The organism is Pantoea sp. GM01 (assembly GCF_000282675.1).
Classification (GTDB): domain Bacteria; phylum Pseudomonadota; class Gammaproteobacteria; order Enterobacterales; family Enterobacteriaceae; genus Pantoea; species Pantoea nemavictus.
Window position 1 is genome coordinate 31344 of the sequence record NZ_AKIU01000028.1, and the last position, 23296, is coordinate 54639.

The 23296-nt window shown below is 54.9% G+C and carries 26 protein-coding genes and 2 tRNA genes; 17 read left to right on the plus strand and 11 right to left on the minus strand.

The genetic code is table 11. The features are described 5' to 3' along the window. Positions 1–8 precede the first annotated feature (8 nt). Both PMI17_RS06660 and rutR read right to left on the minus strand, forming a co-directional pair. The gene (locus tag PMI17_RS06660) at positions 9–983 is read right to left on the minus strand and encodes a metal-dependent hydrolase (RefSeq protein ID WP_007887317.1); all 975 of its coding nucleotides are present in this window, start codon (positions 981–983) and stop codon (positions 9–11) included. A gap of 23 nt (positions 984–1006) precedes the next feature. Next, the gene (gene rutR / locus PMI17_RS06665; protein WP_007887318.1) at positions 1007–1642 is read right to left on the minus strand and encodes an HTH-type transcriptional regulator RutR; all 636 of its coding nucleotides are present in this window, start codon (positions 1640–1642) and stop codon (positions 1007–1009) included. Between the two features lie 306 nt (positions 1643–1948). Here rutR and rutA point away from each other — a divergent pair, with 306 nt between their 5' ends. The 6 genes from rutA to rutG are packed head-to-tail and all read left to right on the plus strand — an operon-like array spanning position 1949 to position 6899. Then, complete coding sequence (gene rutA / locus PMI17_RS06670; protein WP_007887319.1) at positions 1949–3040, plus strand: pyrimidine utilization protein A; 1092 nt, start codon at positions 1949–1951, stop codon at positions 3038–3040. After that, positions 3040–3750, plus strand: a complete 711-nt coding sequence (rutB, locus tag PMI17_RS06675; protein WP_007887320.1) for a pyrimidine utilization protein B — start codon at positions 3040–3042, stop codon at positions 3748–3750. The genes rutA and rutB overlap by 1 nt, the downstream gene beginning before the upstream one ends. Before the next feature lie 42 nt (positions 3751–3792). Next, positions 3793–4188, plus strand: coding sequence for a pyrimidine utilization protein C (gene rutC / locus PMI17_RS06680; protein ID WP_007887321.1), 396 nt, complete (start codon positions 3793–3795; stop codon positions 4186–4188). Continuing rightward, the gene (rutD, locus tag PMI17_RS06685; protein ID WP_007887322.1) at positions 4188–4991 is read left to right on the plus strand and encodes a pyrimidine utilization protein D; all 804 of its coding nucleotides are present in this window, start codon (positions 4188–4190) and stop codon (positions 4989–4991) included. The genes rutC and rutD overlap by 1 nt, the downstream gene beginning before the upstream one ends. 15 nt (positions 4992–5006) lie before the next feature. Then, positions 5007–5528 (plus strand): NADH-dependent FMN reductase RutF, encoded by a 522-nt coding sequence (gene rutF / locus PMI17_RS06690; protein WP_007887323.1) that lies wholly within the window; start codon positions 5007–5009, stop codon positions 5526–5528. A gap of 45 nt (positions 5529–5573) precedes the next feature. Next, a complete protein-coding gene (rutG, locus tag PMI17_RS06695) occupies positions 5574–6899 on the plus strand; it encodes a pyrimidine utilization transport protein G (RefSeq protein WP_007887325.1) in 1326 nt (441 codons plus the stop codon). Here the strand turns inward: rutG and PMI17_RS06700 are convergent. Further along, positions 6896–7810 (minus strand): DMT family transporter, encoded by a 915-nt coding sequence (locus PMI17_RS06700; RefSeq protein WP_007887326.1) that lies wholly within the window; start codon positions 7808–7810, stop codon positions 6896–6898. The two genes, rutG and PMI17_RS06700, sit on opposite strands and share 4 nt — an antisense overlap. 109 nt (positions 7811–7919) lie before the next feature. Then, positions 7920–8084: a general stress protein gene (locus PMI17_RS06705; RefSeq protein WP_007887327.1), complete on the minus strand. Its 165-nt coding sequence runs from the start codon at positions 8082–8084 to the stop codon at positions 7920–7922. Between the two features lie 297 nt (positions 8085–8381). Between PMI17_RS06705 and wrbA the strand changes: the two genes are divergently transcribed. Genes wrbA through PMI17_RS06720 form a run of 3 tightly spaced genes read left to right on the plus strand, consistent with a single transcriptional unit; the run spans position 8382 to position 10664 of the window. Continuing rightward, positions 8382–8981 carry an NAD(P)H:quinone oxidoreductase gene (gene wrbA / locus PMI17_RS06710; protein ID WP_007887328.1) on the plus strand — a complete coding sequence of 200 codons (600 nt, stop codon included), beginning with the start codon at positions 8382–8384 and terminating at the stop codon, positions 8979–8981. 21 nt (positions 8982–9002) lie between these two features. Next, positions 9003–9233: a YccJ family protein gene (locus PMI17_RS06715; RefSeq protein WP_007887329.1), complete on the plus strand. Its 231-nt coding sequence runs from the start codon at positions 9003–9005 to the stop codon at positions 9231–9233. 57 nt (positions 9234–9290) lie between these two features. After that, the gene (locus PMI17_RS06720; protein WP_007887330.1) at positions 9291–10664 is read left to right on the plus strand and encodes an NAD-dependent succinate-semialdehyde dehydrogenase; all 1374 of its coding nucleotides are present in this window, start codon (positions 9291–9293) and stop codon (positions 10662–10664) included. A 55-nt stretch (positions 10665–10719) separates the two neighbouring features. Here the strand turns inward: PMI17_RS06720 and agp are convergent, their stop codons facing one another. The 3 genes from agp to PMI17_RS06735 all read right to left on the minus strand — a co-directional run bounded on the left by agp (position 10720) and on the right by PMI17_RS06735 (position 12800). Beyond that, the gene (agp, locus tag PMI17_RS06725; RefSeq protein ID WP_007887331.1) at positions 10720–12333 is read right to left on the minus strand and encodes a bifunctional glucose-1-phosphatase/inositol phosphatase; all 1614 of its coding nucleotides are present in this window, start codon (positions 12331–12333) and stop codon (positions 10720–10722) included. Between the two features lie 256 nt (positions 12334–12589). Next, positions 12590–12677, minus strand: a tRNA-Ser gene (locus PMI17_RS06730). Between the two features lie 35 nt (positions 12678–12712). Beyond that, positions 12713–12800: transfer RNA gene (locus PMI17_RS06735), tRNA-Ser, on the minus strand. Positions 12801–13022: 222 nt separating this feature from the next. On the opposite strand from PMI17_RS06735, the gene yccA reads away from it, so the two are divergent. Beyond that, entirely contained in the window at positions 13023–13676 is a 654-nt protein-coding gene (gene yccA / locus PMI17_RS06740; RefSeq protein ID WP_007887332.1) for an FtsH protease modulator YccA, read from the plus strand. Positions 13677–13776: 100 nt separating this feature from the next. Next, on the plus strand, positions 13777–14103 hold the full coding sequence (gene tusE, locus PMI17_RS06745; RefSeq protein ID WP_007887333.1) for a sulfurtransferase TusE: 327 nt from the start codon (positions 13777–13779) through the stop codon (positions 14101–14103). Here tusE and yccX read toward each other — a convergent pair whose 3' ends face one another. Continuing rightward, a complete protein-coding gene (gene yccX / locus PMI17_RS06750) occupies positions 14104–14382 on the minus strand; it encodes an acylphosphatase (protein WP_007887346.1) in 279 nt (92 codons plus the stop codon). It abuts the gene before it with no gap. Positions 14383–14467: 85 nt separating this feature from the next. Between yccX and rlmI the strand changes: the two genes are divergently transcribed. Further along, complete coding sequence (gene rlmI / locus PMI17_RS06755) at positions 14468–15658, plus strand: 23S rRNA (cytosine(1962)-C(5))-methyltransferase RlmI (RefSeq protein ID WP_007887347.1); 1191 nt, start codon at positions 14468–14470, stop codon at positions 15656–15658. A 59-nt stretch (positions 15659–15717) separates the two neighbouring features. Continuing rightward, complete coding sequence (gene hspQ / locus PMI17_RS06760; RefSeq protein ID WP_007887348.1) at positions 15718–16035, plus strand: heat shock protein HspQ; 318 nt, start codon at positions 15718–15720, stop codon at positions 16033–16035. Between the two features lie 30 nt (positions 16036–16065). Here the strand turns inward: hspQ and PMI17_RS06765 are convergent, their stop codons facing one another. Continuing rightward, complete coding sequence (locus PMI17_RS06765) at positions 16066–16479, minus strand: CoA-binding protein (protein ID WP_007887349.1); 414 nt, start codon at positions 16477–16479, stop codon at positions 16066–16068. A 180-nt stretch (positions 16480–16659) separates the two neighbouring features. Between PMI17_RS06765 and PMI17_RS06770 the strand changes: the two genes are divergently transcribed. Continuing rightward, entirely contained in the window at positions 16660–17286 is a 627-nt protein-coding gene (locus PMI17_RS06770; RefSeq protein ID WP_007887350.1) for a DUF2057 family protein, read from the plus strand. Between the two features lie 68 nt (positions 17287–17354). Next, positions 17355–17816: a methylglyoxal synthase gene (locus PMI17_RS06775; RefSeq protein WP_007887351.1), complete on the plus strand. Its 462-nt coding sequence runs from the start codon at positions 17355–17357 to the stop codon at positions 17814–17816. Between the two features lie 3 nt (positions 17817–17819). Here PMI17_RS06775 and helD read toward each other — a convergent pair whose 3' ends face one another. Next, on the minus strand, positions 17820–19874 hold the full coding sequence (helD, locus tag PMI17_RS06780; RefSeq protein ID WP_007887352.1) for a DNA helicase IV: 2055 nt from the start codon (positions 19872–19874) through the stop codon (positions 17820–17822). A gap of 123 nt (positions 19875–19997) precedes the next feature. Between helD and PMI17_RS06785 the strand changes: the two genes are divergently transcribed. Next, positions 19998–20441: a YccF domain-containing protein gene (locus tag PMI17_RS06785; RefSeq protein WP_007887353.1), complete on the plus strand. Its 444-nt coding sequence runs from the start codon at positions 19998–20000 to the stop codon at positions 20439–20441. Positions 20442–20450: 9 nt separating this feature from the next. Next, a complete protein-coding gene (gene yccS / locus PMI17_RS06790) occupies positions 20451–22589 on the plus strand; it encodes a YccS family putative transporter (RefSeq protein WP_036620471.1) in 2139 nt (712 codons plus the stop codon). Here the strand turns inward: yccS and PMI17_RS06795 are convergent. Further along, positions 22586–23215 carry a TfoX/Sxy family DNA transformation protein gene (locus PMI17_RS06795; protein ID WP_007887355.1) on the minus strand — a complete coding sequence of 210 codons (630 nt, stop codon included), beginning with the start codon at positions 23213–23215 and terminating at the stop codon, positions 22586–22588. The genes yccS and PMI17_RS06795 overlap by 4 nt on opposite strands. Positions 23216–23296 lie beyond the last annotated feature (81 nt).

The following is a 23296-nucleotide window of genomic DNA, read 5'->3' on the forward strand; positions in this document are numbered from 1 at the left end:
CTTTCTCGTTATAACCTCTCCAGCAATTTTCGCCACGCTTCACCTAACGCCGGACGCAGCGAAGGTTCACGCTGTGGCGCCACCTCAGGCGACTGCGGCGATCCCAGATTAAAGGTGAAGGTGTAATTCGGCTCTTCGCCCATGCGCAAGTCGCTAATCAACGTATCATCGCCCTGCTGCTGCATCGCGTAGAAACCATGGCTAAACCACGCCACGCGTTCGGCATGCCATTGGCCTTTAAACGGGGCAAACAACTCAGGTTTGCGATCGTGCCAGCTAATCTGCAGCTGACGCTGCGACGACAGCAGCGACCAATAGGCTTCGCCATAGCGATCTGGCGTGATGATCACCGTGCGCCATACCAGCGTATTGAACGCGGTCGGCGTCACCAACAGCTGCTCAGGTTGCACCGATTGCTGCGTCAACTGTTGCTCAATATGCTGCGTCGCCATGCTTTGAATCACCATGCTCCAGGCGAGATATAGCGTACTCACCAATAGCCCCGCCTGATTCCAGCGTAAGCCTCGGGCATCGCGCCGCCATAAGGCGACCAGCAGTGCAATCAGCAGGGGCAAGGTATACAGCGGATCGATGATGTACATGCTGCCAATGGCATAAGGGAAATCGGTGAGCGGCAGACCCAGCTGCGTGCCATACACTGTGGTGAGGTCCAGCAGCGGATGCGTCACCAGCGCCAGCCAGATTGCCAGCGTCCAGCCGCGCCAGTGAGTTCGACTGCGCATCGCGCCCGCCACCAGCCAGCCGAGCAGCGGCGCAATTAAGGTGAGAAATATCAGCGCATGACTTTCGGTGCGATGCAGCGTCATATTGCGGATGGCATCGCCGTGATCGATGAACACATCGAGGTCCGGCAAGGTGCCGGCGACCGCGCCCACCAGCGCCGCCTGCCACACCGGCACGCGTTTGCCCATCACGGCGACGGTTACCGCCGCGCCTAACGTCAGTTGCGATAATGAATCCATGCACTCTCCTTGAAAAAGCGGGATCAGCGCACGCGGATCCCTTCAATAATCATGCGCTGTACGTTTTCCAGCGTCTGTTCAAAGAACGCCGCATCGTTCAACGTTTGGCCGGTAATCGCTTCAACCTGCGAGGCGAAATCCGCATAGTGCTGCGTGGTGGCCCACAGCAGGAAAAACAGGTGCTGTGGCTGCACGCCCGCCAGGCGACCTTCGGCGATCCACCGTTCGATAATCGCCGCCTTTTCATCCACCAGCGCCTTTAAATCACCGACCAGTTCGCCTTTTAACAGCGGCGCGCCCTGCAACATCTCGAGGCAGAATAAGCGCGAGGCTTGCGGATGGTCGCGCGAGACTTCCAGTTTCAGACGAATGTATTGGCGAATGGCCGTCAGCGGATCATGATCGTGCTGCAGCGCACGCAGCGGCGCCAGCCACACATCAAGAATCTCTTTCAGAACCGCCACATACAGCACTTCTTTTGACGGAAAGTAATAGAGCAGATTGGTTTTGGAGACATCGGCACGTTCGGCCACTTTATCCAGGCTGGTGCCGTGAATGCCGTATTGCGAGAAGAAGGCTAAAGCCGCTTCAAGAATAGCTGCCCGCTTAGCGGCGACCGCACGCGAACGGCGTCCCGGTTTTTTTTCATCGCTTTTCACACTGTTACCTCATCCGTCCTGCTTAACCGCATCATAACAAAGGCCTCCTTTCCTGCCTAATTCGCCGCCTGCACCTTTTTTGACCACGCCGCGCATGAAAAACGTGCAGCCGTTTTGACCAAACGGTCTGATTTGGACCAATTACTCCAGTTTACACGCCACGTAAATTTTAACGCATTGTTATATAAGCCCTTTAAAAATGTGGCACAGGCTTTGCAGATTTGTGATGGAGCGCCGCCCGCAGGATGCGTGCAGGAAGCAGCGCAGCGCGTGAAGCAATCCCCGTCTAATGCAGAGAGGTTTCACATGAAAATTGGCGTCTTTATCCCGATTGGTAATAACGGCTGGCTGATCTCCACCCATGCGCCGCAGTACAAGCCCACCTTTGAACTGAATAAAGAGATCGTGCTGAAAGCGGAGCATTATCATTTCGACTTTGCGCTTTCGATGATCAAGCTGCGCGGCTTCGGCGGTAAAACCGAGTTTTGGGATCACAACCTCGAATCCTTCACCTTGATGGCGGGCCTCGCGGCAGTGACCTCACGCATTGAGATCTACGCTACCGCCGCCACGCTGACCTTACCGCCCGCGATTGTCGCGCGCATGGCATCCACCATTGATTCCATCTCCAATGGCCGCTTTGGCGTCAATCTGGTTACCGGCTGGCAGAAACCCGAGTATGAACAAATGGGCTTGTGGCCAGGCGATGCCTACTTCTCCAGCCGCTACCAATATCTGACCGAATACGTCACCGTGCTGCGCGATTTGTGGGGCACCGGCCAGAGCGATTTCAAAGGCGAATTCTTCACCATGAACGATTGCCGCGTCAGCCCGCAGCCACAAAAACCGATGAAGGTGATCTGCGCCGGTCAGAGCGATGCCGGCATGGCGTTCTCGGCGCAGCACGCCGATTACAACTTCTGCTTCGGCAAAGGCGTCAACACGCCAACCGCCTTCGCCCCGACCGCCGCGCGCATGAAACAGGCCGCCGATAAAGCCGGTCGTGATGTCGGTTCCTATGTGCTGTTTATGATTATCGCCGCCGAAAGCGACGAAGCCGCACGCGCCAAATGGGAGCACTACAAAGCCGGTGCCGATGAAGAGGCGCTCGCCTGGCTCACCACGCAAAGTCAGCAGGACACCAAGTCCGGCAGCGACACCAACGTGCGCCAGATGGCCGATCCGACCTCAGCGGTCAACATCAATATGGGCACGCTGGTTGGCTCTTACGCCAATGTGGCACGAATGTTGGATGAAGTTGCATTAGTTTACGGCACCCAAGGCGTATTGCTGACCTTTGATGACTTCCTGCAAGGCATTGAAGATTTCGGTGAGCGTATTCAGCCATTAATGCAGTGCCGTCACGATTTAATTGCATCACAGCAGGAGGTTGCCTGATGAGTACCGTTGTTTGCGCCCATAGCGAAAGTTTACCGAACATCACCTTGCCCGCGCGTCCGGAAGCTATCGCGCTGCCCGCCGCGCAAAGTGCGCTGATTGTGGTGGATATGCAGAATGCTTACGCCACCGAAGGCGGATATCTCGACCTGGCGGGCTTTGATGTCTCTGCCACTAAACCGGTAATTGCCAAAATTCATCAGGCGGTGACCGCTGCGCGAGCAGCAGGTATGCAGATTATCTGGTTCCAGAATGGCTGGGACGATCAATACGTTGAAGCCGGGGATGCCGGTTCACCCAATTTCCACAAATCCAATGCGCTGAAAACTATGCGCAAGCGCCCGGAACTGCAGGGCACGCTGCTGTCGAAAGGCGGCTGGGATTATGCGCTGGTGGATGAACTGGTGCCGCAGGCTGGCGATATTGTGCTGCCGAAACCGCGCTACAGCGGCTTTTTCAATACCCCGCTCGACAGCATGCTGCGCAGCCGAGGTATTCGCCATCTGGTGTTTACCGGTATTGCCACCAATGTCTGCGTCGAATCAACGCTGCGTGACGGCTTCTTCCTCGAGTATTTCGGCGTGGTTTTGGAAGACGCCACTTATCAGGCAGGACCTGCGTTTGCCCAGCAGGCGGCCATTTTTAATATCGAGACGTTCTTTGGCTGGGTCAGCAATACCGACACGTTCTGTGAAGCGCTAAAAAGCTAACGTACCGCTTCATCTGCAAACTGATAAGAAGAGGATTTCGCCATGCCTAAAAGTGTGATTATTCCGCCCGGCACTGGAACACCCATCGCCCCATTCGTGCCCGGCACCTTAGCCGATGGCGTGGTGTACGTCTCCGGCACCTTGCCCTTTGATGCTAACAACAATGTAGTGCATGTCGGTGATGCGGCAGCGCAAACACGCCACGTGCTGGACACCATCAAAAAGGTGATTGAAACCGCAGGCGGCACCATGGATGACGTCACGTTCAACTCGATCTTTCTCACCGACTGGAGCAACTACGCGGCGATTAACCAGATTTATGCCGAATATTTCCCCGGCGATAAACCGGCGCGCTTCTGCATTCAGTGTGGGCTGGTGAAACCGGATGCGCTGATTGAAATCGCCACCGTTGCCCATATCGGCAAGCAGGAGGCGTGATGCATCTGGAGATTCAGGGATTAACCGCCGCAGATGCGCCGACGCTGGTGCTGGCTTCTGGTTTAGGCGGCGTTGCCGGTTTCTGGCAGCCGCAGCTGGCGGCGCTGACGCCACACTTTCGCGTGGTGACTTACGATCAGCGCGGTACTGGTCGCAGTGCCGATACGCTGCCGGAAGGCTACAGCATGGCGATGATGGCGGCGGAACTGGCCGCTGCGCTGGAACAACGGGGCATTGAACATTACGACGTTATCGGTCATGCGCTGGGCGGTTTGATTGGCCTGCAGTTGGCGCTGGATTTCCCCGCGCGCGTTGGCCGCGTGGTGGTGATCAATGGCTGGCTGTCGCTGGATGCGCATACGCAACGCTGCTTCCAGGTGCGTCAGGATCTGCTGATGAACGTTGGCGTTGAAGCCTTTGTACGCGCTCAGCCGCTGTTCCTCTATCCTGCCGAATGGCTGGCGCGTAATCAGGCGCGCATTACGGCGGAAGATGCGCACCATGTGGCCCATTTTCAGGGTATGGAAAATCTGCTGCCTCGTCTGCACGCGCTGAAAAGCGCCGACTTCCGTGCGCAGATAGCGCGTATCACGCAGCCGGTATTAGCGATTTGCAGTCAGGACGACTTGCTGGTGCCGTGGAGCTGCTCGCCGCAGCTGGCGCAGGCATTGCCTAACGGCAGCCTGATTGAGATGCCCTGGGGTGGACACGCCATGAGCGTGACGGATGCCGACAATTTTAACGCGCTGCTGTTGCGCTGGCTGGCCGATACGGCTGCGCCTGCCCAACGTGCGGCCAGCTAATCACAGGAGCCGCTGATGAGCGTGCACGAACTGCCTGTTTTACCCCTTGTGGAGCGCGATGCGTTTCGTAACGCCATGGCGTGCCTAGGCGCAGCGGTGAATATCATCACCACCGATGGCCCCGCCGGACGCGCCGGTTTTACCGCTTCAGCGGTGTGCAGCGTGACGGATACGCCGCCGACGTTGCTGGTCTGCCTTAACCGCTCAGCGTCGGTATGGCCGATTTTTCGCGATAACGGCTATCTGTGCGTCAACACGCTGGCCGCCGGGCATGAAGAACTTTCGACGCTGTTTGGTGGCAAAACGCCGATGGATCAACGCTTCGCCGCCGCCGGTTGGCAGACGCTTGCCAGCGGTGCACCCCTGTTAGACGGCGCGCTGGTGTCGTTTGATTGCAAAGTGTCGCAAGTGGTCAGCGTCGGGACACACGACATCCTGTTTTGCGAAGTGCTGGCGCTGGTGCGCAATGATGAAACGCACGGCCTGGCATGGTTTGACCGTGGATATCATCACCTTTTACGGCAGGATGCCCGCTAACGCCGCGCTGTGCGGCCCGCTTTCACTGACACCCTGGAGATGACGATGGCGAGTTCCTGGTTCCCCCGCTGGCAGAAAAAGTCAGCCTTGACCGATGATGGGCTGATTGCGCCGGATGAAACGCTGCCGTTTGCGCAGACGGTCGTCCTTGGCCTGCAGCATGCTGTGGCAATGTTTGGCGCAACGGTATTGATGCCGTTGCTGATGGGACTGGACCCCAATCTGGCGATTCTGGTTTCCGGCATCGGTACGCTGCTGTTTTTTGTTGTCACCGGCGGACGCGTGCCCAGCTATCTCGGCTCCAGCGCGGCGTTTGTAGGTGTGATTATTGCGGTAACCGGCTTTAACGGCCAGGGACTCAATCCTAATCTGGCGCAGGCGCTCGGCGGCGTGATCGCCTGCGGCGCGCTCTATACGCTGATTGGTCTGGTGGTGATGAAAGTCGGCACCGGCTGGATCGAGCGCCTGATGCCGCCAGTGGTGACGGGTGCGGTGGTGATGGCGATTGGTCTGAACCTGGCCCCGATAGCCGTGCACGGCGTCTCCGGCTCGATGTTCGACAGCTGGATGGCGGTGATGACGGTGTTGTGCATCGGCCTGGTGGCGGTGTTTACCCGCGGGATGATTCAGCGCCTGCTGATCCTGGTCGGGCTGATTGTGGCATGGGCAATCTACGCCTTGCTGACCAACGTGATGGGCTTTGGCAAGCCGGTGGATTTCAGCGGTCTTGCCAATGCGCCGTGGTTTGGTCTGCCGCACACCACCGCGCCGATCTTTGATATGCAGGCCATCGTGATGATTGCACCGGTGGCGATCATTCTGGTGGCGGAAAACCTCGGTCACATTAAAGCGGTGGCGGGTATGACCGGACGCAACCTCGATCCGTGGATGGGCCGCGCATTCGTCGGCGATGGATTAGCAACCATGCTATCCGGCTCGATGGGCGGCAGCGGCGTCACCACCTATGCGGAAAATATCGGCGTGATGGCGGTGACGAAAGTCTATTCGACCTTAGCATTCGTCGCGGCGGCGGTGATTGCACTGGTGCTCGGCTTCTCACCAAAATTTGGCGCGTTGATCCACACCATTCCCGGCCCGGTGATTGGCGGTGCATCGATTGTGGTGTTTGGTTTGATTGCGGTGGCAGGGGCACGTATTTGGGTGCAGAACCATGTGGACTTCAATCAGAACGGTAATCTGATCATGGTGGCGACCACGCTGGTGCTCGGTGCCGGTGATTTTGCGCTGAAGATTGGTAGCTTCACGATTGGCGGTATTGGCACCGCGACCTTTGGTGCCATCATCCTCAACGCCATTCTGCAACGACGCGGTGCCGCACGGGTTAACCAGGCGGCACGGCAACATCCTTAAGGTTCGAGCGGTGCCTCATCGGGCACCGCTTTCTTACGGCGAATACGCAGCTCGCTAACGATGACCCCGCACACAATCAGTGCCGCGCCCAGCAGCGCAGCGGCAGGCAAACGTTCCCCCGCGATACGCCCTACTACGCCCGCCCAAACCGGTTCACCGGCATAGATTACCGTGGCACGCGTTGGCGATACGCTACGTTGCGCCCAGTTCATCGTCACCTGGATTAATGCACTGGCCGCACCTAAACCCAGCGCGCTGAGCAGCAGTGGCGTGGACATGGCAGGAACCGATTCGCCATTCGGGATCATCAAGACAAAGGCACAGGCGGATGCGACCATCAGCTGAATCAGCGTCACACGGCGCACATCGACTTGCCCGGCATAGCGGCTAATCAGGATGATCTCCGCCGCAATCGCCAGCGTACTGAGTAAGGTGGCGATTTCGCCGGCATTCAGCGTCAAACTGCCATCCTGTGGACCCGCCACCAGCACTAAGCCGGTAAATGCCAGCAGAATACCCAGCCACGCCATTAATCCCGGCGGACGCCGCAGAAACACCCATTGCAATAACGGTACCACCGGCACATACAGCGCGGTGAGAAACGCTGACTGACTGCTGGAAATGGTCTGCATGCCCCAGGTCTGCAAGCCGTAGCCGCCAGCGATCGACAAACCAATCAGCGCGCCAGCTTTGATTTCCAGCCAGGTTACCTGTTTAAGGTAACGACGGAAGAAAAATGCCAGCAGTAGTGAAGCCGTGGCAAAACGCAGCCCAACGAAGAAAAACGGGCCGGAATGGGCCATCGCCCGATGCACCACCAAAAAGGTGCCACCCCAGACCATGGTAATGAAAATGAGTACCAGCTCCTGACGCGAAATTCGCAGGCTGAGACGGTAAGATGAAGCGGACATAACGCACCAAAATAGTCAATTGGCGGTCAGTTTGCGCAGAGATATGGGAAATTGCAATGCTTGTTACCGCCGGGCGAACCCGGCGGCCGGGGATGAATGGGCAGGAGCACTATTTTTTAGCGCGGCTGCGTCCCCCTTTTTCACCGGCTTCGGAAGCGCGCTGTGGGTCGTTTCTGAAATTACCCCCGCTGTTTTTACCGCCTTTGCGGCCCGCTTCTGCAGCTCTTTCACGGTCTTCTGCGAAATTGCCGGAACCTCCACGATGTTGTGCCATCATTTCCTCCAGAGATTGAGCATCCAGTTTGAGGACTCATCACGTTGCAACTGTGAAAAGCAGGGTGGCGAATGTTCCGCTCACCTGCTTAAAGAATAGACAACCCACCGATAACCCCGCCTGCCATTCATATTTTGAAACAGATAATTCACTCATTTAGCTGCAAAAAACCAAATTTACCGCCGCGTTACAACGAGTTATCCGCCAATTATTAGCACCTGCTCAAGCTCTGTACAGCAGCCTGCGCAGGCTCTTCTATACTTCTGATTACTCATCACCTCCAGCAGGATGAAAACTATGGCAAAGATTTTGGTGCTCTACTATTCGATGTACGGACATATTGAAACCATGGCGCAGGCCGTGGCCGAAGGTGCAAAGAGCGTAAGTGGCGCAGAAGTCACCATTTTGCGCGTGCCGGAAAGCATGGATGCGGAGCGTTTCGCCCAGGTTGGCGGCAAAGTGAATCAGGCGGCGCCTGAGGCTAAACCGGAGGATTTGCCGCAGTACGATGCCATCATCGTCGGCACCCCAACCCGTTTTGGCAATATGGCCGGCCAGATGCGTAACTTCTGGGATCGCACCGGCGGACTTTGGGCCTCGGGCGCGCTTTACGGCAAAATCGCCAGCGTCTTTGCTTCAACCGGTACCGGCGGCGGCCAGGAACAAACCATCACCTCTGTCTGGACCACCCTCGCCCACCACGGCATGGTGATTGTTCCCATCGGCTACGGCACCAAAGAACTTTTCGACATCTCGCATGTGCGCGGCGGCACGCCTTATGGCGCAACCACGCTGGCTGGCGGAGATGGATCGCGTCAACCCTCGGCGGAAGAACTGGATATAGCCCGTTATCAGGGCCAACACGTCGCCGGACTGGCGGTAAAGCTGCAAGGATAAAATCCACAACAGGAGACCTTTATGACAACAGAACAGTCGAAAGAGCATCACGTGGGCGAATGGGCTTCACTGCGCCATACATCGCGCGAAATTGCTGAAGCCATTTTTGAGGTAGCCAACTACGACGAACGTCTGGCAGAGCAGATTTGGAGTCAGCAAGGCAGTGATGAAGTGCTGATTCGCGCTTTCAAAAAGACCGACCAGGACGTTCTGACCTGGGACGACAAAACCGTTGAGCGCAAAAACGTTTGAATTGCAGGCGGGCCTTGTCCCGCCCTCGCTATCTTTTAGATTTTCAGGGAGCCATATATGTCAACTTATCAAAGTATCAATCCGGCCAACAACCAACTGCTCAAAGCGTGGGACGAACACGATGACGCTTATGCGCAACAGGCGCTGAAAACCGCGGATGAGCTTTATCACTCCAGCTGGAGCAAAGGCGATATTCAGCCACGTCTACAGGTGTTGCATCGTTTAGCCGATTTGATCGACCAACGTGCCGAAGAGCTGGCAACTATCGCCAGTAAAGAGATGGGCAAGCTGATTGGGCAAAGCCGTGGTGAAGTGAAAATTTGTTCGCAGATTGCCCGCTATTACGCTGAACATGCTGCCACCTTTTTGCAGCCGCAACCTTATGCCAGCGAAGTGGGCGACGCCTGGCTTGAATATCATCCGATTGGCGTGATCGTCGCGGTTGAACCGTGGAACTTCCCCTACTACCAGCTGATGCGCGTATTGGCGCCAAACCTGGCGCTTGGCAATCCGGTACTGGCGAAACATGCTAATATCGTGCCGCACTGTGCAGATGTGTTTGAAAAATTGGTGGCAGAAGCTGGCGCACCAAAAGGTGCGTGGACCAATCTGTTTATCTCCACCGATCAGGTTGCGGATTTGATTGCCGACTCACGGGTGCAGGGCGTGGCGCTGACCGGTTCCGAACGTGCCGGTAGCGCGGTAGCAGAGCAAGCTGGCAAACATCTGAAGAAATCAACGCTGGAATTGGGCGGTAATGATGTATTCGTGGTGCTGGACGATGCCGATATTGATGAAGCGGTTCGCCAGGGCGCTCAGGGCCGCCTCAGCAACTGCGGCCAGGTCTGTACTGCGGCCAAACGCTTCATTCTGCATGAAAAAATCGCCGATAACTTTATGGCGAAATTCAGCGCGGCACTGCAATCGGCCACGCCGGGCGATCCGCTGGATGAGAAAACCACGCTGGGTCCGCTATCTTCTAAAGATGCACGCGATCGTTTAGTGAAGCAGGTTGATGATGCGGTTAAGCACGGCGCGCGCCTGGAGTTTGGCGGTCGTGCGATTGAAGGCGTCGGCTGCTATTACCAGCCAACGGTGCTCACCGGTCTGACGCCGGATAACCCGGCTTACTATCAAGAGTTCTTTGGTCCGGTGGCGCAAGTGTATGTGGTGGCCGACGATCGTGCAGCCGTCGCGCTGGCGAATGACTCGAACTATGGCCTTGGCGGTTCAGTCTGGACCAAAGATATTGCACGTGGTCGTAAGATGGCATCGCAAATTGAAACTGGCATGGTATTCATCAATTCGCAGAGCGATACCTCCGCAGAGCTGCCGTTTGGTGGCGTGAAGCGATCCGGTTACGGACGTGAACTATCGGATTTGGGTATTAAAGAGTTTGCCAACCAAAAACTGGTGGTGGTCGCCGGTTAACGGTTACCAGATACAAAAAACCCCGCCGCGGCGGGGTTTTTCTTTTGCGTCAATCTTAATTGCTGGTCGCCGGTTTAGCCGGTTCTGCTGGCGTCGCATCCGCTTGCGCTTTCTGCGCGGCTGCCGCATCGGCCTTGGCTTTGTCATCCGCTGCTTTCTGAGCAGTGGTTTTCTCCGCTTTGGCTTTCTCGTCAGCGGCTTTCTGCGCTGCCGCTTTATCCGCTTTCACTTTCTCTTCAGCGGCTTTCGTATCAGACGCTTTCTGCGCCGCGGCTTTATCCGCTGCGACTTTTTCTTCAGCCGCTTTGTCTGCAGCGGCCTGATCGGCTTTCTGCTTAGCATCATCGGCAGCAGGAGCTGCAGTGGCTGGGGCTGGGGCTGGCTGTTCTGTCGGAGCCGGTGCAGTTGCAGGCTGCAATGGCGTACCTTGCAGAGCGCCATTCAACGCGCCAGTGAACTGATCCCAGCTGCAGTAGCCGTTGGCATCTGTTTCACAACCCGCCAGCTGCAGCGTGACGCGTTTCGGCGGATTTTTCAGGCTCAGCACATCGGCATCGCGCAGCTGATCGGCGGTTTGATAAACGTACTCAATTTTCAGCAGATCTTTGTTGTTCTTCACATCGTGCCAGCGTTCAAATACTACCTGGCCGCCAATGGGCGTTTTCTCATCATTGCCTGGCAGCTCATAAGGCTTCACCTGCAACGCACTGAGCAAGGAGGCGATATTGGAGTCATGTCCGACCATCAACGTCACTTTCGGCGCGTTGGCTTTATCCTGATCGACTAACTGGCTGCGGATATAATCCACCAGCGGTGCGGCCACTTCGCGCGCCACTTCAGGCGAGGCGAACAACGCATCCTGATAACCATTTTTGATCGACGCCAACTCTTTCCACTGCTCAGGCGTTTTGATCTGGCCCCACGCCACCTGATCGGCCGGGAAACCTTCGTAATATTGCAGCGTGAACGCATCCACCAGCGAGTTGCCAATCTTCAGCGGGCCGCTGACATTCGGCTCTTTGCCGTTATCTGCACTGAACGTGTTGTCGCCGCTGCTCAGATCACACTGTTTTTTGCCGTTACAGGCAGGAGCAGATTTGTAATCAACAATTTTTTCCAGATGCTGGAATGCTGGCTTTAACGCCAGTTTTTCATTGGCAGCGGTCATGGCAGCCAGCGCTTTTTTGTTGAACTCATCGCTGCCGTCGGTAACAACCGGATTAAAGATAGGATCCATGGTACCCATCGCATCCTGATGGGTTACCGCGATATCGCAGCCCGGGAAGGCGCCAGTTATAAAGTACTGCGCGGTAGCGACGGTGCGCTGCAGGCTGTTGGCATAAACGAAGATATTGCTGCTGTCCGGGCAGGTGCCGTTTTGCACCAGCCCCTGCTGTGCCAGCCACTGACGGGTGTAGTTACCCATGTAGACTTCCAGCACGCCACCTTTGGTGGTCAGCTCGCCACCCGCGACATCCCACTTCGGCCAGCTTTTTTTGGTGGATTGCTCCAGCACGCTACCATTATTGGCTAACGGCGCACGCAGGTTATGCCGACTTAACATCAGCACCTGCTGGAGTTGCATATCTCCATCCGCCGCGTACGCGGACATGCCCATCGGGAGCGCAGCGATGACTGACAACGCGCAAAGACTCAGTTTCTTGATCATTGTGCCTATTCCATAATTCATCAGTGAAACACTCTGGCTTTCAAGCGATTAGCACGCCAAAGAGCGAATTACCGCACAGTGTAACCCAGCTTGCATCGGAAAATCGCCAGATGTTTGCAAAAACCGTGAATGGAATATAGCAGTAAACGCGCGTGCCGTCGGGTAACGGCAGCAGATTGAAAAGCAACGCGATGTTTTTCGGAATCTGTGAATGCTGAAAAGCAAAAAGCCCGCATTGCTGCGGGCTTCTCTAATATGGCGGAGGAACAGAGATTCGAACTCTGGGATGGTTTCCCATCGACGGTTTTCAAGACCGTTGCCTTAAGCCACTCGGCCATCCCTCCGGGGATTTTTTGTTGCGTCACTCTGCAAGAGTGAATGGCGGAGGAGGAGAGATTCGAACTCTCGGATGGTTTCCCATCGACGGTTTTCAAGACCGTTGCCTTAAGCCACTCGGCCACCCCTCCGCAATGAGGCGCACTATAAACATCCCCCCGAACGATGTAAAGCCTGCATTGAATCGTTCGGCTGAAAAACAGCCAAATTTTATTTTTTCGGCGTCAAATTCGCCATTCTGCTCAGCGAAACAGCAATTTATCGCGTAAAGATGGGTAAAACGCCTTTTCTGTCTTTCAGACGCTGCGTATCCTCGTGCCATATTTGGTGTTTCTCTCTTTAAGGAGCGCATGATGGAAAGAATTTTTAGCTCGTCGCAGCAATCGTTAGTCAGCACCCACAAGGTGCTGCGCAATACTTATCTGTTACTTGGCTTTACGCTAGCCTTCTCGGCGGTCACCGCCACACTCAGCACCGTGTTTGCCTTGCCTTCGCCGGGCCTGATTCTGATGCTGGTTGGCTTTTATGGTTTGATGTTCCTGACGCATAAACTGGCTAACAGCCCGGCAGGTATTCTGGCTGCCTTCGCCTTTACCGGTTTCCTCGGTTATTGCCTTGGCCCAATCCTCAGCTCGTTCCTGACCGCAGGCATGGGTGATGTGATTGCCATGGCGCTGGGCGGTACCGCGTTGGTGTTCTTTGGTTGCTCGGCATATGTGCTGACCACGCGTCGCGATATGTCATTCCTGAGCGGCATGATGATGGCGGGCTTCGTGGTGTTGCTGGTAGCGGTTGTTGCTAACATCTTCCTGCAACTGCCTGCGCTGCATCTGGCGATCAGCGCTCTGTTTATCCTGTTCTCTGCCGGTGCCATCCTGTGGGAAACCAGCAACATCATTCACGGCGGCGAAACTAACTACATTCGCGCCACCGTAAGCCTGTATGTTTCGCTGTATAACATCTTTGTTAGCCTGCTCAGCCTGCTGGGCTTCGCTAACCGCGATTAAGTTGTTCGCAATAGTCTTTCAAACCCTGCTTCGGCAGGGTTTTTGCTTTTTATGGCCGGGCGAATTTACAATGTGCCGATTAACGCGATGAGGAAGAACTGTGATTTTTGCCGGTAAAGAGATTGCCACCGATGCGGAAGGCTATTTAAAAAATAGCGCGGACTGGAGCGAGCTGCTGGCTGTCGCCATCGCGGAGCAGGAAGCGATCGTAATGAGTGAAGCTCACTGGGAAGTGGTGCACTTTGTCCGGGCGTTTTATCAGGAATTTAATACCTCACCGGCGGTACGCATGCTGGTGAAAGCCATGGCGCAAAAATATGGCGAGGAGAAAGGCAACAGCCGCTACCTATTCCGCCTGTTTCCTGAAGGTCCAGCAAAACAGGCGACTAAAATTGCGGGTTTGCCAAAACCGGCTAAATGTTTGTAATCATCCAGTGGTAAACCGGGTGGGAAGCTCCGCCGGCTGATGCGGTTCCACCAGCACTTTGTCGACGCGCGCGCTGCGCGGCCCACCCGCTTTTAACCAGCTGATTAATTCATCGACCTGTTGCGCATCACCGGACGCCAGCACTTCAACGCTGCCATCCGCTAAATTGTGCGCATAGCCGTTGATATTCAATGCTCTGGCCTGCGTTTGCGTGTGATAACGGAATCCCACGCCCTGCACCATGCCGTGCACCCAGATTTTGCAGCAAGTGGTTGCCATTACGTTCTCCCATCACTGTGCGTTGCAATTTGCGGCCATCCGCCGGAAAATGGCGCCTCATTTTTTCAGGTAAGCATAGCAAACTATGACCGTTCGATTGATTCTCGCAAAGGGACGTGAAAAATCCCTGCTCCGCCGCCATCCGTGGGTGTTCTCAGGTGCCGTTGCACGTATGGAAGGTAAAGCCCAGTCTGGTGAGACCATTGATGTCTGCGACAGCAATGGCAAATGGCTGGCTCGTGCCGCGTATTCTCCGCAATCACAAATTCGCGCACGCGTCTGGAGCTGGCAGCAGGATGAGTCAATCGACATCACCTTCTTCGTGCGCCGCTTTGAGCAAGCACAGCTATGGCGCGACTGGCTGGCAAAACGCGATGGGTTGGATAGCTATCGTCTGATCGCCGGTGAATCCGACGGCATGCCGGGCGTCACCATCGATCGCTTCGGTGACTTCCTCGTGCTGCAACTGTTGTCAGCGGGCGCAGAGTATCAGCGTCCAGCCATCGTCTCCGCTTTACAACAGTGCTTCCCTGACTGCGCTATTTACGATCGTTCAGACGTCGCGGTGCGTAAAAAAGAGGGACTGGAACTGGCGCAAGGTCCGGTTTCAGGTGAACTGCCGCCGCCGCTGCTGCCTATCACTGAGCACGGCATGAAGCTGTTGGTGGATATTCAGGGCGGTCATAAAACCGGTTATTACCTTGATCAGCGTGATAGCCGCCTGGCGACACGTCGCTACGCAGAGAATGCCCGCGTACTGAATTGCTTCTCTTATACCGGTGGTTTTGCGGTTTCAGCATTGCTGGGCGGCTGCCGTGAAGTGATCAGCGTCGACACCTCGCAGGATGCGCTCGATGTGGCAAAACAAAACGTTGAGCTGAATGGCCTCGATGTGTCGCGCGCGCAGTTTGTACGCGACGATGTATTTAAACTGCTGCGCCGCTATCGCGACAGCGGTGAGAAGTTCGACGTGATCGTGATGGATCCGCCGAAATTCGTCGAGAATAAGAACCAACTAATGGGCGCGTGCCGCGGTTATAAAGATATCAACATGCTGGCAATCCAGCTGTTGAATCCCGGCGGCGTCTTGCTCACCTTCTCATGTTCCGGCTTGATGCCAACCGATTTGTTCCAGAAAATCATCGCTGACGCCGCCGTTGATGCCGGTCGTGATGTACAATTTATAGAGCAGTTCCGTCAGGCAGCCGACCATCCAGTGATTGCCAGCTATCCTGAAGGGCTTTATCTGAAAGGTTTTGCCTGCCGCGTGCTGTGACTTGAAAACGCTGTCCCTGCCTCCATATTGGTGATAGGGCAGTCTTTTGGGAGGTCACAATGATTACGACTAAATTTGGAATTGGACAGCAGGTCCGACACCGTCTCTCCGGGGTGCTCGGCGTTATTGTGGATGTCGATCCGGAGTTTTCGCTTGATGAGCCAGAGGTGGATGATGTCGCCTCTAGCGAAACATTACGCGCCGCGCCTTGGTATCACGTGGTGATGGAAGATGAAGAAGGCGATCAAGTGCACACTTACGTGGCTGAGGTTCAGCTGGCAGGTGAAACCTCATTCGAACATCCTGAACAACCTTCCATGGATGAGCTGGCCGCTTCAATTCGGCAGCAGCTGCAGGCACCCAGCCTGCGCCATTAATCAAAACGGCGACTCAGGTCGCCGTTACTTTTAGTGCGTTATTCCCAATCGCGGAATTTCAATTTTCGGACAACGATCCATAATCACTGTCATACCCGCGTCCTGCGCTAACACTGCAGCTTGCTCATTAATCACGCCCAGCTGTAGCCACAAGGTATCCGCACCAATGGCGATCGCTTCCTGCGCCACGCCCCATGCCGCTTCGGCATTGCGAAACACATCTACCATATCCACTTTTCCCGGAACATCTGCCAGCGTGGCATAAGCCGTTTGGCCCAGAAGCTGCTGACCAGCCAGTTTCGGACTGACCGGAATCACCTCGTAGCCCTGATCGAGCAGATATTTCATTACGCCATAGCTTGGTCGGTCGGGGCGATCGCTGGCGCCTACTAATGCGATACGTTTAGTTTTGGTGAGCACATCGCGAATTGTTTGATCATTCATCTTTTTTCTCCTGGTTCATTCGCCTAAGTGTAGTTGGCATTGCACTTTACGCTGCTAATGCTGCGCACCAGAAGTTTGCGCAGCCGCACGAATAAATATGTAAAAATGTAAATTTACTGCCATAATGTAATACTTTGCTACACATATTCGATTACCCCCCCCCTTTTGCCGGGAGTTGCAATGAAGCTGTCCTTTACTGCTACGGGTTTACTCATGTTGCTCGTATCAGCATCCTGTCATGCCATTACGCTTAAGCTCGATCCCGAGATCGAACTGTTGGTGTTAGACGGTCGCAAAATTTCCGGCTCGTTATTGAAAGGCGCTGGAAGTCTTGAGCTGGAACGTGGACAGCATCAGTTTCTCTTCCGTGTAGAAAAACCCGCTGCCGATGCCACGCATTTTCAGTCGGTGCCCATGATTGTCACTTTTAATGCCAACGCCCATTCTGTTGCTATCCGCTTACCTGCCTTAAATAACCGTCGTGAGCGCAACGCTTTTGATAAAACCTTGAACTTTCAACTGATTGATGAGCGAGGCATCGAAATTACTAGCCTGCGCGACCACCTGCCGCGGGCAAGTGATAACGATTTTGAAAAAGCGATGGTGAATTACAATCGCGATGCGCACGCAGCTTCGGTGCCACGCTTTGCCCTCCATTCGCTCAGTGCTAATGAAGCACAGCTGAATCTCGATTACGCCTGGCAAGACGTCAGCGATCTACCCGCTTTGCAAGGCTGGTTCAAGCGTTTTGATGCTGCAACCCGTTTGCGTTTTATTAGCTGGATGAAAACCTTACGCGCAAGTTGATAGTAATGAAACGCCAGGGGTAAACTCCTGCATTAACAAATAATGCATGAGAAGAAACAGGAAGCCCTATGGAGCAGACCGTTCGTACCCTTCAGGTTCAAAAACATATCGCCCTCGTTGCACATGACCACTGTAAAGCCTCGCTGCTGGAGTGGGTGCAAATCAACCAAAGTACCTTGCAAACTCATGTGCTGTACGCCACCGGTACGACCGGTAACCTGATAAATCGTCATACCGGTTTGGATGTTAACGCCATGCTGAGCGGGCCGATGGGTGGCGATCAGCAGGTTGGTGCGTTGATTTCGGAAGGCAAAATTGATGTGTTGATTTTCTTCTGGGATCCGTTGAACGCTGTGCCGCACGATCCGGATGTAAAAGCGTTGCTCCGCTTGGCAACGGTGTGGAACATCCCGGTGGCCAATAATCGCACCACCGCAGATTTTATTATCCAGTCACCGAAGTTTGCCGAGCAGATTGAGATCCAGATTCCAGACTATCAGCGTTACCTCGCCGATCGCCTGAAATCGTAATCATCAGGCCTTGCGGCTTTGCGGTACACCCAGCTCGCGGAAGTGTTCGACAAAAACCGAAGGCCGATCTTTATCGAACATCAGCCACACCTGTTGGCGTGCACGCGTCATTGCTACATACGCCAAACGTCGCTCCTCCGCATCCGGGAAATCTTCCGGCTGGGGCAACAAACCCTGTTCCATGATCGATTCACGCGCTTCTGCCGGGAAGCCGTCGCGTCCCTGATGCAGGCCCAGCACAATGACGAAATCTGCCTGCTGACCTTTACTGGCGTGAATGGTCATGAAATCCAGTTGCAGTTTCGGCCAGCGCGTTTTGGCTTTATCCAGCACAGTGGGACGCAAATGGTGATACCGCGCCAGCAGTAGCACACGCTCATCCGATTTGGCATAGCCACTTAATTTATCCAATAGCGGCTCCAGCTGCTCGTGCGGCAGCAACGTCACCGATTTCTTATTACCTTTGCTCAGACTATTAAGCGGTTTGCGCAGTTGATGCGGGTTTTGTTGCACAAAACGATTGGCAATCTCACCAATGCGATCGTTAAAGCGATAAGTAGTATCCAGCACACAACGGTCGCCATCGCCAAAATAGTAATGGAACGCGGTGGTCAGACTCATCTCGGCCCCGCTAAAGCGATAGATCGCCTGCCAGTCATCGCCTACTGCGTAGAGGCTGGTACGCTTATTTTGCTGACGCAGTGCCGTCAGCAGTGCGGCGCGCTGCGGTGAGATATCCTGAAATTCATCGACCAGAATATGTTTCCACGGGCTGATAAAACGCCCTTTATCCAGAATGGCAATCGCCTGATGAATCAGCCCGGAAAAATCGACCGCGCCCTCCTCTTTCAACGCGCTTTTCCATGCTTTTAGCAGCGGTGCCATCAGCTTGACGCGCTTGCTGAAATTGTCGCGCTGCTCTTCCGCCACATCCGCGATCATTGCCGCCTGCGCGCCGCCGTGCATACGCATTAATCCGAGCCAACGCTCCATACGCGAGGCGATACGCTGCGCCAGTTTGTCATCTTGCCAGAATGGGCCTTCGGGGATTTCCCACTCCAACTCGTCCTGCAACCACTGGCGCCAGCCGCTGGCCTGCGCCTTCTTGCTGTTGCACTGTTCACGCCAGGTCTCGATCAGCAACTGTCGACGCGCTTTGCTGTCGCTCTCCAGTTTACTGATCACCGGTTGTTTATTGCTGCCTTCGCGGATGATGTGCAGCGCCAGCGCATGGAAAGTACGCGCCTGAATGGCGCTTTCGCCAAGGCGAGTTTGAATGCGGTCATTCATCTCTTCCGCCGCCTGACGTCCAAACGCCAGCAGCAGAATTTGATCGGGTTGCGCCAGCTTGCGCTTCAGCAGCCAGCCTGCACGTGCCACCAGCACCGAGGTTTTGCCGCTGCCCGCCCCCGCCAGCACCAGCAGCGCATCTTCGCCGTTGACCACCGCTTCACATTGCGATGGATTGAGCGGCGTGGTTTCGATCGTGGAGAAAAATTCCTGATAATCCTTGAGGATCTTGCTGGTCCATGCGCGATTGCGTTGGCGGATGGCCGTTTCACCTTGCTCCAGCCATTGTTGGCAGAACGCCCAACGTTCACGGCAGTTATCGAACTCGGCAATCCGTTCGAGAGGTAATGGTAAGGCGGAGAACTGACGGCTAATGCTCTCTTTCACCGCGCTGAGCTCACTGCGTTTTAGCCAGCGGTCCTGCTCCGTAAAGGCGAGGATTTCCTGTTCCAACACCACCAGCACCTCAGCGCTTACCTCGCTCATCTCCTGGCTCCACTGCTGCCAGGCATGTTGTAAGTAGTGGAAAAAACGCTGAGTTTCCTGCCATTCAGTACCATGCAGGCGCACGACTTTTTCTTCTGGCAGCAAAAATTCCAGCTCGCCCCACACCATGCCGCGTTTGCAGGCAATGTTGAGCAGCTGATTAAACGGGATGAGATATTCATGGCGATCGCCGCTGACTTCTACGCCAGCCGCCAACAGGCGAACCCGGTTATAGGGATGCTGTGCCAGACGTTTACCCATTGATGTTGCTTTCAGTTCCATGTCCGCACCGTCATGAGGAATTCGATTATCGCGCAGTTTACCTGTCAGACTCTTGGCGCTCCAGCCTTAAAACAGGCTAAACTTGGCGCCACATATTGCGGATTGCAAAAGGAAAATCGCGTTATGCGTACCGTTTTAAATATTCTGAATTTCATTCTCGGTGGTTTTTTCACCACGCTGAGCTGGCTGTTTGCCACATTAGTCAGCATTGTGCTGATTTTTACGCTGCCGTTGACGCGCTCCTGCTGGGAAATCACCAAATTATCGCTGCTGCCGTTCGGCAATGAAGCGGTACATGTTGATGTGCTGCGTCCAGACAGCAAAAGCCACGTGATGAACACCGGCGGCACTTTCCTGAATATCTTTTGGCTGCTGCTGTTTGGCTGGTGGCTGTGTCTGGCCCACATCTCAGCAGGTATTGTGCAATGTCTGACCATCATCGGCATTCCGGTTGGCATCGCTAACTTCAAAATCGCTGCCATTGCGCTGTGGCCAGTGGGCCGTCGCGTGGTATCCGTTGAAGAAGCTCAGGCCGCGCGTGAAGCCAATGCGCGCCGCCGTTACTGAGGCCGTTCAATGATGCATGACGCTTTGCCAGGCTGGCGACGTTATCTGTTTAACAGCAGCTTGCGCTATCTGCTGCGCATCTTCTTTGCTTTGACAGGATGCGCGGCAGTGCCGTGGTGGCTACACCAAATCGAGTGGACGATCCCGCTGACCCTTGGCGTGGTTGCTGCAGCGCTGGCCGACCTCGACGATCGCTGGGTTGGGCGTGTACGCAATCTTGTCATCACATTAGTGTGTTTCTGCATCGCCTCCGTTTCGGTGGAGTTGTTGTTTCCGCATCCCTGGGCGTTCGGTTTGGGTTTAGCACTCTCCAGCTGGGGCTTCATTTTGCTCGGTGCGCTGGGGCAGCGTTATGCCACCATCGCCTTCGGCGCTCTGTTAATTGCGGTTTATACCATGTTGGGTATTGGCTTATTCCCGCAATGGTGGATGCAACCGTCGCTGCTATTGATTGGGGCCCTTTGGTACAACCTGTTAACCTTCATCGGCCATTTAATGTTCCCGGTGCGTCCGGTACAGGAACAACTGGCGGCTAGCTTTTCACAGCTGGCGCGTTATCTCGAAGCTAAAGCTAACCTGTTTGATCCCGATGGCGGTGAGCATGATGATGCCACTTTAGTCGCCACCGCGATGGTCAATAGCCAATTGGTGGCACAGCTTAACCTCACCAAAAGCACCATTCAGAGTCGGCTCCGCGGCGACCGTGGTTCACTCAGCACCCGCCGCAGCCTGCACTACTATTTTGTCGCGCAGGATATTCATGAACGTGCCAGCTCCTCGCATCTGCAATACCATCTGCTGCGCGATAACTGGCGTTACAATGAAGTGCTATTCCGTTTCCAGCGTTTAATGAATATGCAGGCGCGGGCCTGTCGTCAACTGGCAGAAACCATTCTGCTGCGTCAGCCATGGCATCACGACAGCCATTTTGAACGCACCTTCGAACGACTGGAAACCGCCCTGCAACGGCTGCAGCAAAATGAGCCACAGGATCCGCACATCCACGCGCTGTTTTGGCTGCTGCGTAATCTGCGGGCTATTGATGCGCAACTGGCATCCATTGAGTCGGAGCAGATGCTGGCGGAGCCTTCACCGCAAAGTGATAACCATCTTTCACGTGAAGGACTCAGCGGCTGGGCCGATATCCGCTTGCGACTAAGTCGTCATCTGAGTCCGCATTCCGCGCTGTTTCGCCATGCGGTGCGCATGTCACTGGTGCTTTGTGTCGGCTATGCCTTTATTCAAATCACCGGTGTTGATCGCGGCTACTGGATATTGCTCACTAGCCTGTTTGTCTGCCAACCTAACTACAACGCGACCCGACGGCGCCTGGCGTTGCGTATCGGCGGTACACTCGCCGGTATCGCTATTGGCTTACCGGTGCTGTGGCTGGTGCCGTCCATCGAAGGCCAACTGGTGCTGATTGTGTTGAGCGGCGTGTTGTTCTTCGCCTTTCGCCAGATTCAGTATGCTCAAGCCACCTTGTTTATCACCCTGCTGGTATTGCTGTGCTTTAACCTACTGGGTGAAGGGTTTGAAGTAGCGTTACCGCGTGTAGTCGATACCTTGCTAGGCTGCGGACTGGCATGGCTGGCTGTTGCGTTTGTCTGGCCCGATTGGCGCTTTCGTAAAATTACCGCCGTGGCCGACCGGACACTTGACGCCAATTGCCGCTATCTGGATGCGATCATGCTGCAATACCATCAAGGTAAAGATAATCGCCTCGATTATCGTGTGGCGCGTCGCGATGCGCACAATGCCGATGCTGAGCTCGCCTCCGTGGTGTCCAACATTAGTGGTGAACTCAAGCTTCAACAACTACTACGTGAAAATGCGTTTCGGCTGTTGTGCCTGAATCACTCCTTCCTCAGCTATATCTCTGCGCTAGGAGCGCATCGCGAGCGTCTGGCGGATAATGCGCTGCTTACTTTGCTGGATGATGCGGTCTGCTTCATTGAAGATGTGCTGCAGATTGAACGTGTCACAGATGCTCAAGCCACAGATATGCAGCACAAATTAATGATGCGCCTGAGCGAGATGAAAACCAGCCCCGATACACGCGCACCCCTTGTCATTCAACAATTGGGATTGTTGGTCGCATTAATGCCTGAGATTGCCCGGCTGCGTCGTACCCTTGTCAACCACTAACGCTGTAAATGCTCCGCCGCCGCTTGCTGGCGGAGCGTTTTTAAATACCAGGCGTAGAGTTCCTCTCTGATTTCACTGGGCAGTGCCGCTTCGTGATGTCCTGATATCGCGCCTTCCAGCGCCAGCAGCGTTTTCAACCCAATATGCTTATTCAACGCTCGCAGTTTCAGCCAGCTTTGCCGCGATCCCGTTTCACAAAGTAGCCGCACTGAGCAGATCCCCACCTTATGCAGCATGAGCTCCAGTCGCAGGCTAAGATTGGGCAGATCTTTCAACCGCAGCGAGACAAGTCTTGTCGCGGCTTCATCCTGAGCAGCCCGAAGAGAGCTGGCCGATAACTGCAGTAATCGCTCAGAGTCTTGCCACAATTGCTTATCAACTTTGAAGTAGCTTAAGGTCACCGGCATGCCACGTTTGCGGTATACCAGGGGTTCGAGTGAACGCTGTGCGTTGTAGACGTGAAGCGCCTCGCTGGCTCGTAAATAGAGCGCATCCTCATTGATGTAGGCAAAGATCACCTTCTCAACAGTCAATGCATAACCACCGAACTGGGTTCGGGATTCGATTTTGCCTAATGCAGCTAACTGCGCTTTTGATTGTTCAACTACCGGGTTATTTCTTTTCATAACTCTCCCTTAATTTCATTCCATGGACGGGAAATTTCCTATAAAAGCTCTTTGATTCATCTGCTTAGAAGATATGAAAAA

Coding starts and splice junctions, on each gene's coding strand:
- PMI17_RS06660 (WP_007887317.1), bottom strand. CDS start 983: ATGGATTCATTATCGCAACTGACGTTAGGCGCGGCGGTAACCGTCGCC.
- rutA (WP_007887319.1), top strand. CDS start 1,949: ATGAAAATTGGCGTCTTTATCCCGATTGGTAATAACGGCTGGCTGATC.
- rutB (WP_007887320.1), top strand. CDS start 3,040: ATGAGTACCGTTGTTTGCGCCCATAGCGAAAGTTTACCGAACATCACC.
- rutC (WP_007887321.1), top strand. CDS start 3,793: ATGCCTAAAAGTGTGATTATTCCGCCCGGCACTGGAACACCCATCGCC.
- rutD (WP_007887322.1), top strand. CDS start 4,188: ATGCATCTGGAGATTCAGGGATTAACCGCCGCAGATGCGCCGACGCTG.
- rutF (WP_007887323.1), top strand. CDS start 5,007: ATGAGCGTGCACGAACTGCCTGTTTTACCCCTTGTGGAGCGCGATGCG.
- rutG (WP_007887325.1), top strand. CDS start 5,574: ATGGCGAGTTCCTGGTTCCCCCGCTGGCAGAAAAAGTCAGCCTTGACC.
- PMI17_RS06700 (WP_007887326.1), bottom strand. CDS start 7,810: ATGTCCGCTTCATCTTACCGTCTCAGCCTGCGAATTTCGCGTCAGGAG.
- PMI17_RS06705 (WP_007887327.1), bottom strand. CDS start 8,084: ATGGCACAACATCGTGGAGGTTCCGGCAATTTCGCAGAAGACCGTGAA.
- wrbA (WP_007887328.1), top strand. CDS start 8,382: ATGGCAAAGATTTTGGTGCTCTACTATTCGATGTACGGACATATTGAA.
- PMI17_RS06715 (WP_007887329.1), top strand. CDS start 9,003: ATGACAACAGAACAGTCGAAAGAGCATCACGTGGGCGAATGGGCTTCA.
- PMI17_RS06720 (WP_007887330.1), top strand. CDS start 9,291: ATGTCAACTTATCAAAGTATCAATCCGGCCAACAACCAACTGCTCAAA.
- agp (WP_007887331.1), bottom strand. CDS start 12,333: ATGATCAAGAAACTGAGTCTTTGCGCGTTGTCAGTCATCGCTGCGCTC.
- yccA (WP_007887332.1), top strand. CDS start 13,023: ATGGAAAGAATTTTTAGCTCGTCGCAGCAATCGTTAGTCAGCACCCAC.
- yccX (WP_007887346.1), bottom strand. CDS start 14,382: ATGGCAACCACTTGCTGCAAAATCTGGGTGCACGGCATGGTGCAGGGC.
- rlmI (WP_007887347.1), top strand. CDS start 14,468: ATGACCGTTCGATTGATTCTCGCAAAGGGACGTGAAAAATCCCTGCTC.
- hspQ (WP_007887348.1), top strand. CDS start 15,718: ATGATTACGACTAAATTTGGAATTGGACAGCAGGTCCGACACCGTCTC.
- PMI17_RS06765 (WP_007887349.1), bottom strand. CDS start 16,479: ATGAATGATCAAACAATTCGCGATGTGCTCACCAAAACTAAACGTATC.
- PMI17_RS06770 (WP_007887350.1), top strand. CDS start 16,660: ATGAAGCTGTCCTTTACTGCTACGGGTTTACTCATGTTGCTCGTATCA.
- PMI17_RS06775 (WP_007887351.1), top strand. CDS start 17,355: ATGGAGCAGACCGTTCGTACCCTTCAGGTTCAAAAACATATCGCCCTC.
- helD (WP_007887352.1), bottom strand. CDS start 19,874: ATGGAACTGAAAGCAACATCAATGGGTAAACGTCTGGCACAGCATCCC.
- PMI17_RS06785 (WP_007887353.1), top strand. CDS start 19,998: ATGCGTACCGTTTTAAATATTCTGAATTTCATTCTCGGTGGTTTTTTC.
- yccS (WP_036620471.1), top strand. CDS start 20,451: ATGATGCATGACGCTTTGCCAGGCTGGCGACGTTATCTGTTTAACAGC.
- PMI17_RS06795 (WP_007887355.1), bottom strand. CDS start 23,215: ATGAAAAGAAATAACCCGGTAGTTGAACAATCAAAAGCGCAGTTAGCT.